Origin of the sequence: Streptomyces sp. NPDC005808 (assembly GCF_042871385.1) — a bacterium.
Classification (GTDB): Bacteria; Actinomycetota; Actinomycetes; order Streptomycetales; family Streptomycetaceae; genus Streptomyces.
On the sequence record NZ_JBIAIK010000013.1, the window covers coordinates 74394 to 92693 of the forward strand.

Annotated in this window: 15 protein-coding genes and 1 pseudogene; 12 read left to right on the forward strand and 4 right to left on the reverse strand. The window is 70.0% G+C overall.

All coding sequences use genetic code 11. From position 1 onward, the window contains the following. The first annotated feature begins 47 nt into the window (after window positions 1-47). From ACFYPC_RS26490 to ACFYPC_RS26500, 3 genes are all read left to right on the forward strand, one after another. Window positions 48-785, forward strand: a complete 738-nt coding sequence (locus tag ACFYPC_RS26490) for a FadR/GntR family transcriptional regulator (protein WP_388680862.1) — start codon at window positions 48-50, stop codon at window positions 783-785. 279 nt (window positions 786-1064) lie between these two features. After that, a complete protein-coding gene (locus ACFYPC_RS26495; RefSeq protein ID WP_388680865.1) occupies window positions 1065-2456 on the forward strand; it encodes an acetamidase/formamidase family protein in 1392 nt (463 codons plus the stop codon). A gap of 184 nt (window positions 2457-2640) precedes the next feature. Continuing rightward, entirely contained in the window at window positions 2641-4281 is a 1641-nt protein-coding gene (locus tag ACFYPC_RS26500; protein ID WP_388680868.1) for an amidase family protein, read from the forward strand. A gap of 270 nt (window positions 4282-4551) precedes the next feature. Here ACFYPC_RS26500 and ACFYPC_RS26505 read toward each other — a convergent pair whose 3' ends face one another. Next, complete coding sequence (locus ACFYPC_RS26505; protein WP_388680871.1) at window positions 4552-5694, reverse strand: 4-hydroxy-3-methylbut-2-enyl diphosphate reductase; 1143 nt, start codon at window positions 5692-5694, stop codon at window positions 4552-4554. Window positions 5695-5830: 136 nt separating this feature from the next. Further along, entirely contained in the window at window positions 5831-7222 is a 1392-nt protein-coding gene (locus tag ACFYPC_RS26510; RefSeq protein WP_388680873.1) for a hypothetical protein, read from the reverse strand. Window positions 7223-7439: 217 nt separating this feature from the next. Between ACFYPC_RS26510 and ACFYPC_RS26515 the strand changes: the two genes are divergently transcribed. The 7 genes from ACFYPC_RS26515 to ACFYPC_RS26545 are packed head-to-tail and all read left to right on the forward strand — an operon-like array spanning window position 7440 to window position 14825. Further along, entirely contained in the window at window positions 7440-8441 is a 1002-nt protein-coding gene (locus ACFYPC_RS26515) for an ACP S-malonyltransferase (protein ID WP_388680876.1), read from the forward strand. Between the two features lie 31 nt (window positions 8442-8472). Then, window positions 8473-10329, forward strand: a complete 1857-nt coding sequence (locus ACFYPC_RS26520; RefSeq protein ID WP_388680878.1) for an acyl-CoA dehydrogenase — start codon at window positions 8473-8475, stop codon at window positions 10327-10329. Further along, window positions 10326-11387 carry a 3-oxoacyl-ACP synthase III family protein gene (locus ACFYPC_RS26525; RefSeq protein ID WP_388680881.1) on the forward strand — a complete coding sequence of 354 codons (1062 nt, stop codon included), beginning with the start codon at window positions 10326-10328 and terminating at the stop codon, window positions 11385-11387. Before ACFYPC_RS26520 ends, ACFYPC_RS26525 begins: the two co-directional genes overlap by 4 nt. Next, a complete protein-coding gene (locus ACFYPC_RS26530; protein WP_388680883.1) occupies window positions 11384-12226 on the forward strand; it encodes an SDR family NAD(P)-dependent oxidoreductase in 843 nt (280 codons plus the stop codon). Before ACFYPC_RS26525 ends, ACFYPC_RS26530 begins: the two co-directional genes overlap by 4 nt. 39 nt (window positions 12227-12265) lie before the next feature. Next, window positions 12266-13375 (forward strand): beta-ketoacyl-ACP synthase III, encoded by a 1110-nt coding sequence (locus tag ACFYPC_RS26535; protein WP_388680886.1) that lies wholly within the window; start codon window positions 12266-12268, stop codon window positions 13373-13375. Next, window positions 13348-13614 carry an acyl carrier protein gene (locus tag ACFYPC_RS26540; RefSeq protein WP_388680889.1) on the forward strand — a complete coding sequence of 89 codons (267 nt, stop codon included), beginning with the start codon at window positions 13348-13350 and terminating at the stop codon, window positions 13612-13614. Before ACFYPC_RS26535 ends, ACFYPC_RS26540 begins: the two co-directional genes overlap by 28 nt. After that, window positions 13611-14825, forward strand: a complete 1215-nt coding sequence (locus tag ACFYPC_RS26545; RefSeq protein ID WP_388680891.1) for a beta-ketoacyl-[acyl-carrier-protein] synthase family protein — start codon at window positions 13611-13613, stop codon at window positions 14823-14825. Before ACFYPC_RS26540 ends, ACFYPC_RS26545 begins: the two co-directional genes overlap by 4 nt. 192 nt (window positions 14826-15017) lie before the next feature. On the opposite strand, the gene ACFYPC_RS26550 is transcribed toward ACFYPC_RS26545, so the two are convergent. Then, complete coding sequence (locus ACFYPC_RS26550; RefSeq protein ID WP_388680893.1) at window positions 15018-15620, reverse strand: TetR/AcrR family transcriptional regulator; 603 nt, start codon at window positions 15618-15620, stop codon at window positions 15018-15020. Window positions 15621-15710: 90 nt separating this feature from the next. Here ACFYPC_RS26550 and ACFYPC_RS26555 point away from each other — a divergent pair, with 90 nt between their 5' ends. Then, a complete protein-coding gene (locus ACFYPC_RS26555; RefSeq protein ID WP_388680895.1) occupies window positions 15711-16643 on the forward strand; it encodes a zinc-binding dehydrogenase in 933 nt (310 codons plus the stop codon). 75 nt (window positions 16644-16718) lie between these two features. Here the strand turns inward: ACFYPC_RS26555 and ACFYPC_RS26560 are convergent. Further along, a pseudogene (locus ACFYPC_RS26560) lies at window positions 16719-16847 on the reverse strand (dihydrofolate reductase); the annotation flags it as partial. Window positions 16848-16945: 98 nt separating this feature from the next. On the opposite strand from ACFYPC_RS26560, the gene ACFYPC_RS26565 reads away from it, so the two are divergent. Then, a complete protein-coding gene (locus ACFYPC_RS26565; protein ID WP_388680898.1) occupies window positions 16946-18271 on the forward strand; it encodes an MFS transporter in 1326 nt (441 codons plus the stop codon). Window positions 18272-18300 lie beyond the last annotated feature (29 nt).

An 18300-nucleotide genomic window follows, 5' to 3' on the forward strand; every position in this document is an offset into this window, starting at 1 on the left:
ATCGCACACGGTACGCTGGGCGCACATTCGTCGAGGAGGTAACGGGCATGGGAGTGGCGAAGGTTCCGCCGCTGCGTTCCCGTGCTCACAGCATCAGTGACGCGCTGGTCGCCCACCTGGAACAGATGATCGCGCTGGGCGAACTCGCCCCCGGTGACAGGCTGCCTTCGGAGCGGGAACTGGCCGAGTCGCTTTCCGTCTCACGGACCTCGCTGCGGGAAGCCCTGCACCAGCTGGAGGCCAAGCACCTCATCGAGCGGCGGCCCGGCCGCGGCACCGTGGTGCTGGCCCCGCCCACCCAGGTCGACGATCTGTACACCAGTCTGGCCGAGTTGGCCGAGGCCGACCGCCAACTGGGCAATGTGGCCGAGCTACGGACGGTCATCGAACCGAAGATCGCCGAATTCGCCGCCCTGCGCGCCACCAGCGCCGACCTGCTGCAAATGGACGACATCCTGCAGGCCACGCACGAGAACCTGCTGGATGCCGAGTCCCTCGAGCTCGACATCCGGTTCCACCTGACGCTGGCCAGGGCAAGTCACAACCCGTTGCTGACCGCGCTCACCACGATGGTCAGCTCCTGGACCACACCCGTGCGCAAGGACTCCCACAGCACACCGGAGGGCCGCCGGTCCTCACTGGCCGGTCACCAGGCGATCCGGGACGCGATCGAGGCCCGTGACCCGGCGGCCGCAAGCCGCGCCATGAGCCTTCATCTCGCCGACGTCGACCAGCTGATCCGGCGCTCGCGCGACGACAGCGCGGCCTCCGCCGACCAGGCCTGACCTCGGCTCACCCGGCGACACGCCTGACCTCGGCTCACCCGGCCACACACCCTCGGTCGACGAGGCCTGAGTTCCACCCGGGACGGGCACACCTCCGCATCGCTACGCCCAGCACGACGGCGTGACTTCCCGGCTAGCCATCCCCTTCACCGGTCCTGTTCGCGCGCACCGGTTCTGTTCGCGCGGTTTCCACCTCACGACGCCGTCGCGGGTTTCCCGGCCATGCCAGGACCCGCCCCACGGCTCTCCCGATCACACGACACGAACTCTGGAGTACCCATGAACACCTCTGCCATGGACCCGGGCGAGGCCCGGGAGCTGCTCATCTCCGGTCTCGGGCGCCGCGGTTTCCTCCGCGCCGCCACCGCCGTGACCACCGCGGGCGCGGCCGGCGCCGCGACGACACTGTTGTCGAGTGGCACGGCGCAGGCAGCCCAACCGACGACCGCGCTTCCCAAAGAGATCCTCCAGCCGGGCAAGGGGCCCATCCACGGCAAGCACTACGTGCCGTCCCTTCCCGAGCAGATCCGCTGGGGATACGTTCCCTCGGGCGGTAGCCGGCCGGTGCTGCGGATGCGATCCGGTGAGTCGGTGACCGTCGACACGGTCTCCCACGAAGGGCTCCTGGAGGACCAGGGACGCGACCCCGCCGCCTACTTCAAGAGCCAGGGTGTGCCCGCCGATCGTGTACTCAAGGACGCGATCGCCATCGCCCGCGACTACAACCGGACCACCCGGGACTTCGACGTCGACGGTCCGCACGTGGTCACCGGCCCGATCCACGTCGAGGGGGCGCAACCCGGCGACGTACTGAAGATCGAGATTCTCTCGCTCCTGCCGCGCGTACCCTACGGGGTTGTGTCGAGCCGCCACGGCAAGGGCGCCCTCGCCCGCCAGGCCGGCGGCTCGGCCCCGGCGGGAATCACGCTCGACGAGGTCATGCCCCCGGTCTCGACGGACGGGCGGTCCACCGGAGACCCCGTCCACTACGGCAATGTCTCGGTCTTCACTCCGGTCCGCAGTGGTGGCGGAGGGGTCCTCAACGGCGTGGTGCCGCTGGGCACTTCAGGTGAAGTCGCCTTCCCGCTCAACCCTCACATGGGCATGATGGGCGTCGCCTTCGCCTCCGCGGACGCCCTCACGGCACCGGTGCTCAACTCCATACCCCCGACTCTCGGGGGCGGCAACATCGACATCAACCGGCTCCAGCAGGGCTCGACCCTCTACCTCCCTGTCTTCGCCGAGGGTGCGCTGTTCTATACCGGCGACCCGCACATGGCCATGGGCAACGGCGAAGTGGCCCTCACGGCCATGGAGGGTTCCCTGCGCACGACCTTCCGTCTCACCGTGTGCCGGCAGGGCTCCGGCGACGCCCCGTCCGTCGCCTTCCGCTATCCCTTCGCCGAGACCGCCGACGCGTGGGTGGCCGTGGGCCTGTCGGATCCCGACGGCGGCCAGAACGGTCAGATCAACGACCTGAACATCGCCATGCGGCGGGCCGTGGTCAACGCTCTGGACTTCCTCCAGCACGACCTCGGCATGGACCGCGCGGTGGCGTACGCGTACCTGTCGGCGGCCGCCGACTTCGAGGTGTCCCAGGTCGTGGACCGCACCGTCGGCGTCCACGGGGTCATCCCGAAGGCTCACTTCACCAATGAGCGCCACGCGTAACAGTGCCGACCGCACAGGGGTGCCGGGCGGGACACACTCGCCCGTCTCCCGGGGGGCGCGACACACCGCCGCACCCATGGCAGTTGTCCCGGGCCTCCCCGCGTTGCTCTTCCAACGCAGTTGTCACGAGACGCACATACCCTGCCGCCGCCCAGCGGCGGTACAAGAGAGGATCAGTAGACACGTGAACGAGCTGAACAATCTGAACAGGCGTGGCTTCATCGGTGCCGTGGGCGCGGTCGGCGCCGTGGGCATAGTGGGCGGGACGGGAAGCCCGGCCGTCGCGCAGGGGGCGGCCACCTCGAAGGCAGCGGCCGCTGCGTCCGGGCCGCGGTCCCGCCCGGGCGGCTTCCAATTGATGGAGGCGACCATCGCCGACATCCACGACGCCTACCGTCGCGGTCAGCTCACCTGCCGGGAGCTGGTGCAGCAGTACCTCGACCGGATCGCCGCCTACGACCAGCAGGGGCCTTCCCTCAAGACACTCATCACGATCAACCCGCGCGCGCTGGAGACCGCCGACGAGCTGGACCGCCAGTACCGGCGTTCCGGCCCGACCGGCCCGCTGCACGGCATCCCGGTCATCCTGAAGGACAACTACGACACCTTCGACATGCCGACCACCGGCGGCAACACAGCGATGCGTACTTCCGTACCGCCCACGGACGCCTTCACGGTCGAGAAGATGCGCAAGGCCGGGGCGATCATCCTCGCCAAGGCCAACCTGCAGGAATTCGCCCGGGGCGGCAACTCCCTCAGCTCACTGGGCGGACAGGTCCTCAATCCCTACGACCTCACCCGCACGCCGGGTGGATCCAGTGGCGGCACGGGTGCCGCGATCGCGTCCAACTTCGCAGTCCTGGGCACAGGCAGTGACACCGGTCAGTCGGTCCGCTCTCCTGCCTCGGCCAACAGCCTCGTCGGCGTACGGCCCACAAGAGGTCTGATCAGCCGGCACGGCGTCATACCCAACAGCATCACCCAGGACGAACTCGGACCCATCACCCGTACGGTGGAGGACGCCGCTCGGCTGCTCGACGTCATGGTGGGCTTCGACCCGAACGACCCGGTCACGGGATACGGCGTCGGCGAGTCTCCGCGCAGCTACACGGACGGGCTGCAACGCAACGCGCTCAAGGGCGCCCGCATCGGCGTGATGACCAACCTGTTCGGCACCGAGGCCCGGCACCGGGAGGTCAACCGCGTGATGGAGGACGTCATCTCCACCATGCAGGCGCAGGGCGCGACCATCGTCCGGTTCAGCCTGCCGGCGTACGACACCCTGCAGTCCGTCGTGGTCACCTCGACGTGGGAGGCTCACACGGCCATGGACGCGTACTTCGCCGAACTCGGTCCGGACGCCCCGGTGCACACCTTCGACCAGCTGGTCGCGTCCAAGACGGCGACGCCCGAGGCCCAGGCCGCGCTCGATACGGAATTCGCCATCGTGGACGGCCTGAACGATCCGACCTACAAGGACCACTACGTCAACCGTGAAAAGCTGCGGCTGGCGGTCTCGGGCAAGATGGCCGAGCTCAACGTCGACGCGATCCTGTACCCGCTGCAGAAGGTGCTCGTCTCTCTGGTCGGCGTCCCGCAGCCGGAACGCAACGGCACCCTGTCCAACGGCACGGGATTCCCGGCTGTCTGCTTCCCCGGCGGGTTCTCCACCCCCACGGCCGCAGCTCCGGTCGGAGTGCCGGTGGGCGCCGAGTTGCTCGGCCGCGAGTTCAGCGAACCGCTGCTGCTCTCGCTCGCCTACGCCTATGAGCAGGCCGCGAAGGCCCGGAAGCTCCCGCGCAGCACCCCGGCCCTGTCTCGATGAGCGACGGCAAGAGGGGTTCGGTATCCACCGGGTGATCGCAGATCATTAACCCGTGAAGTGCCACATACGAAGTGCCGGACCCGTTTCATCGGGTCCGGCACTTTCGCGGTCGATTCTCCCGGCCCGCGGCCCGGAGATGACCTCGATGGCCCCGCCGACGGCCTTACGAAACTGGAATCCCCGCTTGGAATCCCCGCTTGGAATCCCCGCTTGGTTCAGCTCCGTGCACCCTGTCATCCGGGCGTGGCGTCGGCTTTCGGTGCGGACCGCTCACGGCACGGTGAGTGTGCGGGTGGAACGCGGCGCCGCCGTGGAGGTGCTGACGTGCCGCCAGACATGGTTTGTCGGCCCCAGACCGTCGAGAGCCCGCGTCACACCTCGGTACTCCCGTCCGTCGTCCTCCGCGTCGAGCACCGTGATCGTCGCCGCGTCGATGTCCTCGGGCCTGAGCCGGTCCAGTGCCGTGATGTCAAAGACGCGTACCCCCGTCCGGGCCGCGTACGTGACCGCGACCCGCACTGCGGGGCTGATTCCCCGACCGGTGACAAGGAGCACATCGGACTGGGCCAGCAGCGAACCGGTGGCCGTGTGCAGGTCGTCCATGGTGTAGCACCACTCCCGGGGGTGCTGGCCCCGTAGTCGCGGAAATCGCCTGCGCAACACCTTGAGGACTGCCGCGGCTTCCGAGACGACGGCGCCCGGGGCGACGACGAAGGCGAGGCGGTCAGGGTCCACAACCGCCAGCGTCTCGGCCTGCTGCGGCGTCACCACCCACCCCGCCCCCTCACGAAGCGCCCCCTTGGACCATGTCGCCCCAGCTCCGCGCCCGCCGGCCGGGACACCCACGACGACGACTTCGTCCCCTCTGTCCAGGAAACGGCGCAGCGACAGCTGCACGTTCTCAGCGGAGGGGCACCCTACGCGAGCGGGGCATCCGCAGGTCTGCCACGAGGAAGGGGAGTTGCTGGATGACTGCGGCGGGACCGGAGTGCTCCGTGGACGGGGGCCGTTCACCGTGCTCTTCGCCGTCCGCGGCGCCACGTGCAGGACCCTGCGGGTACGCAGGACTGCCTTCCAGGACTCGATCTGCCGGTGTGCCAGCTGCAGCGCGGCGGTGTCCTCGCTGCGGGCCGCGAGGGCGATACCGCAGTGTCCGCCTTCGGGTTTCTCGTAGGACACCGCTACGACCGTGGTCGGTGGCGCCGTGAGGTCGTCGCGTAAATCCCCGTCGTGCAGGGGGCGGTGGTCGGTGGTGACACCGGCTCGCCGGACGTGCGCGCCGACCAGGCGGTGGGCGGGGCAGTCCACGGGCCCGCGACTGGGGTGTCGCCACGATACGGCGACCACGAGCGTGCCGGGAAAGACCCGCAGAGTGGTGGAGTGGAACACCTCGGAGAGCACGCTTCGGTTCATTTTTTCCTGACATGGGCCAAGCGGAAGGAAGGTGACGCCCCCATCCAACAGCCGCCGCTTGACCTGCTTCTACCAGAATTTTCGGCTATCACCCTGATAGTCCAATGTCCGTCGAGACGCGGGAGACAGGTCACACTCAGGAGGCACGAGTGCGCAGGCTGTCCCGCTTCGTGGCGGCGGCCGACGTTCTGCTCGACAGTTCGCCGGCCCGCCTGAGCAGGCCCGCGGCGGTCGGATTCGCGGCATGTGGGCGGAGTCCTGCCATCAGGAAGCGCAGCCGGTCGTCGGCACGGGCACTGTGTATGACCAGATGGGTGTCGAGGAATTCGTGCCATGTCCCGCAAGCCCGCTCCAGGTGGCCGACTGCCAGTTGGGTCTCGGCGAGTTCCGCAAGGCTGAGGGCACGGGACCGGCGTTCGTCGGCGGGGCGGTGGCGCAGTGAGGTCTCAAGAGCCCTGGCAGCTGCCCGGTGGTCTCCGTGGCTCCTGGCCACCGCCGCGTGCTGGAGTGCGAGGGAGCCAGGATGGAAGGCGCCGACTGGGGACGAGCGGCTCGACGACCTCTCCAGGCAGCGCTCGGCCAGCGCCAGGTGACGGATCGAGCGGCTGTCACCCCGGCCGGCCTGAGCGACAGCCAATTGCCCGTAGAAGAAGGCTTGTTGATGTGGTGGGGCGTGGCGTACGCCGATCCGCACGGCCTGCTCCGCGAGGTCCAGAGCTTCGGTGAAGTGCCCGAGCGCGTGGGCCTGCACACTCAGCCCGCGCAGGGCGAGCGCTTGTCCGACCATGTCGCCGGCCTCACGGGCCAGTTCGACGCTCATGAGGTAGAGACGCTGGGCCGCGACATGGTGGTTCATGTCGAAGTGGGTGAACGCGCAGAGATAGGTGAGCTGGGCGGCGACGGTGAACAGTTCACTCCGGACGCCCGGCTTCATATCGCTCCGCAGCCAGGGAAGCAGCGTGGTGGACAGGTACTGTCGCAGCGGCTCCCGCACCGTTCCGGCCCCAAAGGCAGCGTCACCGCGGGAGAACAGCGCGAGCAGTTGCTGGGCGGACGCCGCCTGCTCCATGCCGACCGGCATCGACGCGTCGAGTGCGGAGAGCGGAGCCCGGCCTGCGGCGGGCGGTCCGTTCGGTATCGCCAGCGCCGCCAGCGAATAGGCGCCGATGCGTGCCGCCCCGCGCCGGTCGATGTCCCGCAGCACGTCGTCGAGGCGTTCCACGGCGCTCCCTTCGACGAGTGGCCTTCCCGCCCTCAAGCCCCACTGCTCGGGGCGGATCAGCCCAGTGTCCTGTACGTGGACGGGTCTGCCGAGACGCCGGGAGAGGACTTCCGCGACAAGAGAGGGGACGGGAGACCGGGGGCAACTGCCGACCAGCCAGTGCGCCACGGTGGTCCGGTCGTAGTGCAGCACGGTTCCCTGCACGGCTCCGAGCGCGTTGACCGCGCGAGCCAGCTGGGCTCCGCTCCACCCGGCCTCGGTCAGGAGGGTGCGCAGGGCCTGGTTCGGTGCACGAGGCGATCGCACGCTCCTTCTCTGTCCCCCTCGTCCCCGCGGCAGTACGAACGTTCAACATCCGCATGTGTTCAACGCGTTCGCCCGCCGCATATGCGGTGAAAGCACTCGCCCCCGTGCAGGATCAAGGTGCAACGCCGTCAGACCCGCGCCCAGTACGCACAGGAGGGCGCACGGCAGCCGACCTGCGCCCCCTGTGCTGCGGTACCCGTGCGAACGAAGGGATGACATGCGCGTCAGTTCAGTACGCGGACCTGATCACCCGGTGGCCCCTCGGCGTTCCGTCCATCTGTTCCCCGGTCAGGGGGACTTCTCCATCGGCACACTTGTCAGTGCCGTCCGTGCCCACAGCGGTGTGCGATCGGCCGTCGAGGAGGTCTTCGAACAGATCGACGACGTGGCGGCGGAGCGCGGACTGGCCGCGCTCGGTCCCCGGCTGCTCGGGGCACAGCCGCCCAGCGGCCGGGAGTTGGCGCACGCTCCCACGGGCACCGTGCCGATGGCTCTGTTCGGCGCGTCGCTCGCCGTGCACCGGGCACTGTGCCAGTCGTACGAACCACCGTCGGCGGTGGTCGGAGTGAGCTTCGGCGAGATCACCGCGCTGACCGCCGCCGGAGTTCTCACCGTCGCGGACGGCGCACGCGCAGCGCATGACCTCGCGCTCGTCCTTGCCTCCTGCCCCGGCGGCCTGACCCTGCTTTCCTGCTCCGAGCAGGCAGCACACCGTCTGCTGGCGGAATCCGGAACGGCCGGAACGGTGGTGGCAGTCGTCAACGACGACCGGTCCGTGGTGGTCACCGGCCCCGTACCCGAACTGACCCGCGTGGAGCAGACGGCCGTGGACAAGGGTGTCACCGCAGTACGCCTGCGCCTGCCGTTCTCCTCGCATCACCCCGAACTCGGCTCCGCGGCGGAGGTGTTCGCCAAGTCCCTGCGGGCCTACCCGCGTTCGGCCGCACTCTGCCCCGTCTATTCGGCCGTGGCGGGGCGCTGCTACCGCCCCGACGACGACCTGGCCGCACGCCTGGCCGACTGCCTCATCAAGCCGGCCGTGGTGCCCGCGGTGCTGCGTCAGGTCGCCGAACTGCGGCCCGATGCCCTCTTCGAGGCGGGCACGGGCGCTGCGCTGGCAAGCAGTGCCCGCCGGGTGCTCGCCGGCACTGCCGTGCTCGCCGGCACTGCCGCACCGCCCGTGCATGCTCCGCTCGCTGAACCCGACTTCCGCTGGTGACGACCCCACTCCCGGTCCTGGAGAATCCCTGATGCTCCTCGCGTCCCTGCCCTCTGCCGCCCGCGACGAGATACACCGACTCCTGTACGGCTCCTGCGAGCCCGCACTCCTGTCCGCACTCCACAAGGCGCTCGCCGTAGGTGCCCAGTTGGACGCCTCGCAGCCCGGTGACAGCAGGGGCAAACAACTGCTGCGCCGACTCGGCACGCTGGGCGAAGCCCTGCCGCCCGGACACGACCCCTTCGCCGACCCCGCACGCCTGGCCGCCGCGCACGCCTGGGCGGCGGTCGCCGACCCTCCGCTCTGCCTGGCGGCCCTGGTCCACCACGTCCTCTGCCTCGGCTCGATGGCCCATCTCTCCGCCGAACCCGACGCTCTGGCCCCCGAGATGGCGGCACTGCTGTCCGGACGGGCCAAGGGGGTCTACCTGATCACCGAAGCGGGCCAGGCGAACAGCCATCTCGCCACCCGCACGCGCGCCGACCACGACCCGGTCGGCGGAGGGTTCGTCCTGCACACTCCCGACCCGCTCGCCGCCAAGTTCGCCAGCGCGGGAACACTGGACATCCCGCAGACGGGGGTTGTCCTCGCCCGTTTGTTCACCGAGGGAACCGACCGAGGGGTCTTCGCCTTCGTGGTCGGTCTCACCGGCGACGCGGGACTCCTGCCCGGCATCGAGATGTCCTCACCGATCGGCCTGGGCGCTCTCCCCCTCGACTACGTCCAAGTGCGCTTCCACCACGTCCGGATCCCGTACGTCCACTGGCTCTCCGACGGTGCCCGCACAGACCCCGACGGCGCGTTCCATGATCCGGCGGGCTCGCACGAGCAGCGCCTTCAGCGCACCCTGCGCGTGGGCCAGGGGCTGTGGGCGACGATGCCGGCGGTCGCCGCGGCCACCTCTCGGCAGTCCGCCGTACAGGCCGTCAACTACGCCCGGCAGCGACGTACCCAGGGGCGACTGGCTCCCGGCGTGCCCCTGCTCGCGTACCGGACCCAGCAGCGCGTGGTCCTGGGCGCCCTGGCCGACGCGTTCGCCCTCACCTGCGCAGCGCACGGGGCACGAGAGGTGTGGACCGAATCCCTCGCAGCCCCACCCGCGGGACCGGACGACGGTGAGGCGATGAGCTTCACACCGTGGGCCGCCGTCAGCCGGCCACTGGCCGCGTACAAGGCTGTCACCGTGCGGATGGCTGCCCGTGTCAGCGCCGACTGCCAGCAGCGCTGCGGCTTCTCCGGCCACCTGGACGTGAACCGGCTCGCCGCCTATCACGGCTTCCACCACGCCTTCGACGCGGCCGGCGGCGACAGCCAGCTCATCTTCTACGACATCGGACGCGCCCTCGTCGAACAGGGACCCGGCACCGCGGAGCCTCCCTTGCCCGCCGACCCGCCTGTCACTTCGCCCAGGTGGTGGCCCGCGGTCCTGCGCCGGCATCAGGAGGAGTTGACCCGTCGCCTGGCACGTCGGCGCGACGCGAGCGACGCCACTGCGTTCGACGTATGGAACCCGCTGCTGGAAGAAGCCGGGCTGCTCGGTGAGACCTACGCGACGCGCCTGGTGGCCGAGGACCTGGCACACACCGTCGACAGGACACAGGACCGCACCCTCGCCCAGGCCCTCGAACCACTGGCGGCCCTGCACGGTGTCACGGCCGCCCGTCGCTGGTCAGGACCGCTGCTCACCCTCGGAACGCTCCGACCGCAGGACCTCGAAGACCTGCCCGCCGTCGCCGACCGACTGTGCGACGAGGTCCTGCCGCACCTGCCGCTGCTGACGGAAGCCTTCGCCCACCCCGACGACATCGCGTCGGCACCGCTGGCCGCGACGGACTACAACACCGCCCTGGAGACCACGTTGACCTGGACGCGAGGAGCAACGGCATGACCGGCCGCCGTATCGGAGTCCTGGGCATGGGGACCCACCTGCCGCCCACCGTCCGCACCAACGCCGAAGTGGCACGGGATGCCGGAGTGACCGCTGAGTGGATCAGTGAGCGCACCGGTGTACTCAGACGCCATGTGGCCGGTCCCGACGAGGCCGCCTCGGATCTGGCCGCGCACGCGGTCCGCTCGGCGGCCGACGCCGCAGGCATCGACGTCGCCGACATCGGCCTATTGGTCTGCGCGACCTCCACCCCCGACGAGCTCGGTCCCTCGACCGCCTGCCGGGTACAGGCGCTGATCGGCGCCTCAGGTGCTGTCGCCCTCGACGTCAGCGCGGCCTGCTCGGGCTGGCTGTTCGCTGCCAAGGTCGCGCACGACTGGCTGCGCGGCAGCCCGGAGATCCGGTACGCGGTGGTCGTCGGCGTCGAGGCGTACTCGAAATTCGTCGATCCGGCCGACCGGGGCACGGCGGTGCTGTTCGCCGACGGAGCGGCCGCGGCGGTTCTGGGGCCGGTGGACGGGGCTCAGGGATTCACGCACTTCGCCCTCGGCTCCGACGGTGCCCTCGCCGGCCGCGTGCTGATCCCCGCCGGCGGCAGCCGTCTCCCCGCCAGCACCGCCACCCTCGCCGACCGAAACCACTGCATCCGCATGGACGGCCGGACCATCAGCCGCTTCATCACCGACGTCTTCCCCCAGCTGATCACGGACACCCTCCAGCACGGCGGGCTGGACATCCGGGATGTCGCATGTGTCGTCGCCCATCAGCCCAACCCCGTGCTGCTGAGGCGCATCGCCGCCGACCTCGGCGTCCCTGCCGACCGCCTGGTGGTCGTCGGCGACGAGGTCGGCAACATCGGCGCAGCCAGCGCCCCGTACGCCCTCGCCGTCGCGGCCGAACGGCACGGCCTGCAGCCCGGAGACCGCGTCCTGATCGCGGTCTTCGGGGCCGGTATGACCTGGGGCAGCGCGCTGCTCACCTGGAGCGGAGCGCCCGCGATCACCCCCGTGTCCTCGTTCGTCCGCTCCGAATCGTCGTCAGAAAGGGCCCTGCTATGAACGCTGTTGACCTGTTCCGCCTGGACGGTGCACGCGCCCTGGTGACCGGCGCCTCCCGAGGCATCGGCAAGGCCGTCGCCTCGGGCCTCGCCGACGCGGGCTGCGACCTGGTCGTCACCGCACGCACGCTGCCCGCCCTCGACGGCACCGTACGGGAGGTGGAAGACCGGGGCCGCAAGGCCGTGGCCCTCGACGGAGACCTCGCCGTACCGGGTACGGCCGCCGACCTGGTGGACCGGGCTGCCTCCGCGCTGGGCGGCCTCGACGTCATCGTGCACAACGCGGGCACCCTGCCCACGGCGGAGGACGGCACCCCACTCCTTGCACCGCTGCAGCACTCCGACCAGGAGGACTGGGACAGGGTCATCGCCGTCAACCTCAATGCCACGGCGGCACTGTGCCGGGCCGCTCACCCGTACCTGGCCGACTCGGCGCGTGCCAGCCTCGTCCTGATGTCCTCCGTCGCGGGACTCGTCGGCACCCCCATGATGGAGGCGTACGCCGCCACCAAGGCCGCCCAGATCTCCCTCACCCGCAGTCTCGCCGTCGGCTGGGCCCGCCAGGGCATCCGCGTCAACGCCTTGTGCCCGGGCTGGACCCGTACGGACATGACGGCCTTCGCCAGCGAGGCCGGTCCCCTGTCGGACTGGCTCACCAGCCATGTCCCGCTCGGCCGTTGGGCCACCGCCGACGAGGTGGTCGGCGCCACGCTCTTCCTCGCCTCACCGGCCTCGTCGTTCGTGACCGGGCACGCTCTGGTCGTCGACGGCGGGCTCGCCGTACCGGACGGGGGCCTCGCCGGCCATCCCAAGCCCCCTTCCCCCTTCGCCACAACGTGACCCATCGGCCCGCCCCCACGACCCCACGAAAGGAACGCCATGAGCGCCGGTGATCCCACCGCGGTCATCACGGGCATCGGTGCCTGCCTTCCGCCCCGCATCGTCGACAACGACTCGGTCATCGCGCGCGGCGCCCTGCACACGGACGATGCCTGGATCCGTGACCGCACAGGCATCGCGCGACGCCGCCACGCCGACCCGAGCACCAGCACCGGTGACCTGGCTGTCGGCGCCGGCCGAGCGGCACTTGACTCCGCGGGCGATCTCCGGCCCGACATGGTGCTGCTGGCCACCAGCACACCCGACCATCCCTGCCCGGCCACCGCCCCCGAAGTCGCCCACCGCCTCGGCCTCGGAACCGTCCCCGCCTTCGACGTCTCGGCCGTGTGCTCGGGATTCCTCTACGCACTGGCCACCGCCACCGCCCTGGTACGCGGCGGCGCCTGCACAACCCCTCTGGTGATCGCGGCGGAAACGTACACCAGCATCGTCAATCCCTCGGACCGGACAGCTGCCCCCATCTTCGGCGACGGAGCCGGAGCCGTCCTGCTGCGCGCGGGCACCCAGGACGAACCGGGAGCCGTCATCTCCAGTGACCTCGGTGCGGACGGCAGCGGCAGCGACCTCATCACGGTCCCCGGGGGCGGATCCCGCCACCCCCGCCACCTGCCACCGCCGACTGCTGACGCCCACTACTTCCACATGCAGGGCCGTGCGGTCTACGCCCACGCCGTCCGCCGCATGACTCAGTCCGCCAACGCCGCCTTGGACCAGGCCGGTTGGACACCCCAGACGGTACGGTCCTTCATCGGCCACCAGGCCAACCAGCGCATTCTGGACTCGGTCGGCGACCGCCTCGGCATCGCACCGGTACACCGGTTCGGGAACATCCACGAACTCGGCAACACGGCCGCCGCCTCCATCCCCCTCGTCCTCGCCGACCCCGCCGTGCACCAGGCGGTCGCTCCGGGCGCACGCTCCCTGCTCACCGCCTTCGGCGGCGGCCTCACCTGGGCGTCCGTGACGCTCACCTGGCCATCCGTCGCCCCCAGGACCACGGCACCGCACACCGACCTGGACACCACCCCGCTGTGCACCCCCGACCTCTCAAGGAGCCACCCGTGGACCGCGTCTACGACCACCTCGTGATCCTCCTCGGCGACAAGTTCGAGGTCGCCACCGACCGCATCAGCCCGGACACAGTCCTTGGCGACCTGGACCTGGACTCCCTCGCCGTGGTGGAGCTGTTCGTCACTCTCCAGGAGGAGTGGAAGGTCCCGCTCGACGACTCCGCCGCCACCGTCGACCTCACCGTCGGTGAAGTGGCCCGCTCGGTGGCCGCCCTCCTGGACGAAGCAGCCCCGGGAATCGGGACGGCGACACCGTGAAGGACGAGATCGCCGTCACCGGCATCGGACTGGTGACCCCGGGTGGCATCGGCGTCGAGGCCACCTGGGACACGGTGCGCACGGGCCGGCCGACCGCGCACACCGACCCCGCCCTCAACAACACACCCGTGAGCCTGTCCTGCCGGGTACCGCCACTGCAGCCCGGGCGGGGCCGGCTGTGGCGCTTCGACCGCAGCACGCGGTTCCTGCTGACCGCCGCCCGGGAAGCCCTCGCCGCCGCCGGGCTGGACCCGGCCGACTGGGACCCCGCCCGAGTGGCAGTGGTGATCGGCACCGCGGCCGGCGGCATCGACACGCTCGAAACCCAGCACCACAAGCTGATCAGCACCGGTCCTGGCGCACTCTCCCCCATGACCCTGCCGGCCTTCCTGCCCAACATGGCCGCCGGACACCTGACCCTCGAACTCGGCGCCACCGGCCCCTCCTTGCAGACGTCCACCGCCTGCGCCTCAGGAGCCACGGCTCTCATCACCGCCTGCCTGCTCCTGAGCACAGGGGCCTGCGACATCGCCGTCGCGGGCGGCACCGACGCCATGATCACACCCCTGTGCGCCGCCGGATTCGCCAAGATGGGCGCACTGTCCCGCCGCGGCGACGACCCCGGCCGTGCCTCGCGCCCGTTCGACAAGGACCGCGACGGCTTCGTCCTCGGCGAGGGGGCCGGCATGCTCGTACTGGAGCGCCGACGGCACGCCGACGCGCGCACCGCCCGCCCGCTCGCCCTTCTGGCAGGCCACGGCAGCACGAGCGACGCGCACCACCCCACGGCTCCCCACCCCGAGGGAGTCGGGCTGCGGGCTGCGACCCGGACCGCCCTGGCCATGGCGGGAGCCAGTGCCTACGACGTGGACCACATCAACGCCCACGGCACCAGCACCCCGCTCAACGACGCCGTGGAAGCAACCGTGATCCGTGACCTCTACGCACGCCGCCAACCCACCGTCACCTCGGCCAAGGGGGCCCTCGGCCACACCATGGGCGCCGCCGGAGCCATCGAGGCGGCCCTCACGATCGCGAGCATCACCCGCCGAACGGCTCCGCCCACCGCCAATTTCACGACACCGGACGACACGACCTCCGGCATCGACATCGTCAACACCGCAAGCCGTCGCCAACACATCCGCCTCGCCCTCAGCCACTCCCTCGGCTTCGGAGGCCACAACACCGTGCTCGCCTTCACGGCCGCGTGACCCAGAACAACCTAGGGAAGCGTGACGCTTGCGCGAAGGCTTCCCCGCAGCGCCGGGGCCAAGGAGCACTCACCTTCACGGCCGTCGTCTTGATCAGTGCACCCGTGGGCGTAGCACACGATCAGACGATGGCCATGTCGGCGTCCGACGAATGCCCAGGTGAGTATGCAAGCTGGAAGGCCCGTTTCGACTTCAGACGTTGAAGGACAAGCTGAGGGCGGAATTCATGGATGAGCAGGACCGGCGCAGGAGTGCGGGCAGTTCGCCCGGTGTGCAGTCGGGCAGCCATTCGTCCAGTGCGCAGCGCCAGGCGGCCACGAAGAACTCGATGAGGAGCCGCAGTTCGAGAGGGCTCTGTACGTCGAGTCGGCGCGCGATCTCAGCCTGGACCTCGGCGCAGTGCCGCAGCGTATAGCCGTCGAGTGCGGGCGAGCCGGCGATCAGCCGCAGTGTGAGCGGAAAGCGCCGGTACCAGTCCTCGTCCATGCGCTCCAGGGTGGTCAGCATGGCGGCGAGGAAGACGTCGGCCAGCGGCCCCGACTTCTTGATGCCGTCCAGGACTTCCAGGTAGACGTCCCAGAGCTGCTTGACGGCGGTGAGTGCCACGTCCTCCTTGGAGCGGAAGTTACGGAAGAAGGTCCGCCGGGACACCTCCACCTGCTCCAGCAGCGCGTCCAGCGGCGTGCTGTCGAATCCGCGTTCGCCGAAGAGCGTGACGGCGGTGTCGGCCAATGTCTGGCGAGTGCGGAACTTCTTACGTTCGCGCAGGGTGGCGGGCTGTTCGGAGGCGACCATCGTGAGCACTTTACCAAGTACGCCGAGATCGCGCATGTGCTCTAATGAGGCAAACGCCACACTGTGGCAATTCATGAAGGGCATCTTCCTGTGCGCGCACTCGTCGTCGACCACAACTCACCCGGGCACCTGTTGCTGACGGATGTCCCCGCACCGCGGCCAGCCGCCCATGAGGCACTGGTGCGGGTCGAGGCGGTGTCGCTGAACTTCGGTGAGGTCCATGAGGCGATTCGTCCGGAGATGCCGCGCGGCACCGTGCTCGGCTGGGACGCGGCCGGGGTGGTCGTCCAGTCGGCCGCCGACGGCTCCGGCCCGGCCGAGGGAGAAAGGGTCGTCACTCTCGGCGAGGCCGGCTGGGCGGAGCTGCGAGCCGTCCCCGCCGCCCGGCTCGGCACCGCGCCGAAGGACGCCGACCCTGGCGCACTGAGCACCGTCCCCGTGGCCGGACTGAGCGCCCTGCACGCCCTGCGCCGGATGAGATCACTGCTCGGTCGGCGCGTGATGATCACCGGTGCTTCCGGCGGCGTCGGCCGCTACGCCGTCCAGCTGGCCGCCCGCGCGGGCGCGCATGTCGTTGCCATCAGCCGGAACCCCGCCCAAGCGGACGGACTGCGAGCCCTGGGCGCCCACGAGGTCCACGCCGAGCCGGCCGCCGTGCGGCAGCCCGTGTCGGCCGTTCTCGACAACGTCGGCGGCCAGTACCTCGTAGACGCCTTCGCCGCCCTGTCGGCCGGCGGCACCCTCTTCAGTGTGGGCCGCTCGTCCGAGGCCGACGTCGTGATGTCACCGGATGCGCTGCTGGGCAACGGAGGACGGCACGACCGATCGATCCGCACCTTCTTCCTCTTCGGTGACCCCGCCACCGACTTCTCCGCCGATCTGACCTGGCTGGCCGGCGAGATCACCGCAGGTCACCTCGATCCGGGCATCAGCTGGCGCGGCCCCTGGACTCGCCACCTCGAGCCAGTACAGGCCCTGCTCGGCCGCCGCCTCCACGGCAAAGCCGTCCTCGATCTCGAGTAACCGGCCGGATTCGACACAGTCACGACGTCCGCCGGCATCGAACCGTCAGGAATGGCACCGCCGGAAGCATCAAGGGCCACCGCCCACCAACACCGGGTACACCATGGCCCGGTGCTCGTCGACCAGACCCAACCCGGCCGCCTCGGCGGCCAGAGCCGCGCCGCCGATCGCGATCCCGCCCTCCCCCGGCTCGGCCCGCAACCGCCCACTCGGCTGCTCCCGTACGGCCCCTGGCGGCCCGCGTTGTTCCATTCGCCTGGGCCGGCGCATCTGTACAGTCTTCAGCCGCCTTGGCTACGTTGATGATCAGAATCGGGCTCGTCGACGCGTTGGTGGCTGGGTGGCGCGTCTCCTCGACGTGCCCGATGGAGACATCAGTGCCCTACCGCTCTCTGCTCCGTGTGGCAGGCGTCGGCTTCTTCCCCTTGGGATTCCTTGCCCGCCTGCCGTACGCGACCTCAGCTCTTTCCACCCTCATGCTGCTCCAGGCAGCGACGCACAGTTACGCCTTCGCCGGACTCGCGAGCGCGGCCCAGAGCATCGCCATCGCCGTCGGCGGCCCGCTTGTCGGGGCCCTGGCCGACCTGTACAGCCACCGGTCCGTCGGATTGGCCGCCGCGATTGCCAACTTCGCCGCTTGGTCGGCGTTGCTGGCCGCGAGCCACGGCAGCCGAGACAGCATGTTCGCTGCGGCCGCTGTCGTGGGCCTGACCCAGCCCCAGGTCGGTCCCCTCGTCCGGGTGCACTGGTCACGTCTGGTGGAGTCCCGTAACAGGCACCACCTTTTGCCCGCGGCCCTGTCCTACGAGGCGTCCGTCGATGAGTTGAGTTTTGTCGCAGGGCCCGCGTTCGTCGGATTGCTCGCGTCGGTCGGCCCCCTCGCACCCGCCGTCGTGACGATGGCTCTGATCGCAACGAGTACCCTCCCCTTCGCCCTGATCTACGCCCACCCCACGACTCAGCAGCAGCCTTCGGAACGGCAGGAGAAGCCGCACCTGCCGCGACGTCCGCTGGCCGTCATGTTCCTGGCGATGGTCGCGACAGGAGCGATCTTCGGCGCGGTCCAGACGGCCGTCACCGTGTACGCCGACACGATCGACCAGCCCGGCGCGGCAGGACTCGTGTACGCCGAGTTCGGCATCGGCAGCGCCCTGGCCGGCGCCGCCTGCGCCTGGCTTCCGCAACGGTTTACCCTGCGCGCCCGCTACGTCTCCTTCGCCGCCACCCTCTTCGTCGGCATGCTGGTCCTCTTCGTCGGCGCCCAACTGGTGTCCGTCCCCGCCGCGGTCGCAGTCGCAAGCTTCACCGTCGCGCCCTACATGATCAGCCTCTACGCACTGACCGAACGGCTGGCCCCCACTGAACGGGCCGCGGTCGCCATGACCGTCCTCTGCGCCGGAGGCCCCCTCGGAACAGCCGTCGGGCAAGCCGTCTCCGGCAACCTTGTAGACACCCATGGCGTCGAAGGTGCCTTACTGGTCGTCCTCATCGTCGCAACGGGAGCACTTCTGCTGTCAATTACGGCGCTCCTGGCCGACCGACAGCGCAACGTCTGGATCATCGACGCCGTGCCCACGAAGAACCTTGTGGCCCAAGAACCCTTCGAACAACCCCACAAGGCCCGTTGAGTGCACTGCGTGTAGTCCGTGCGGGCCCC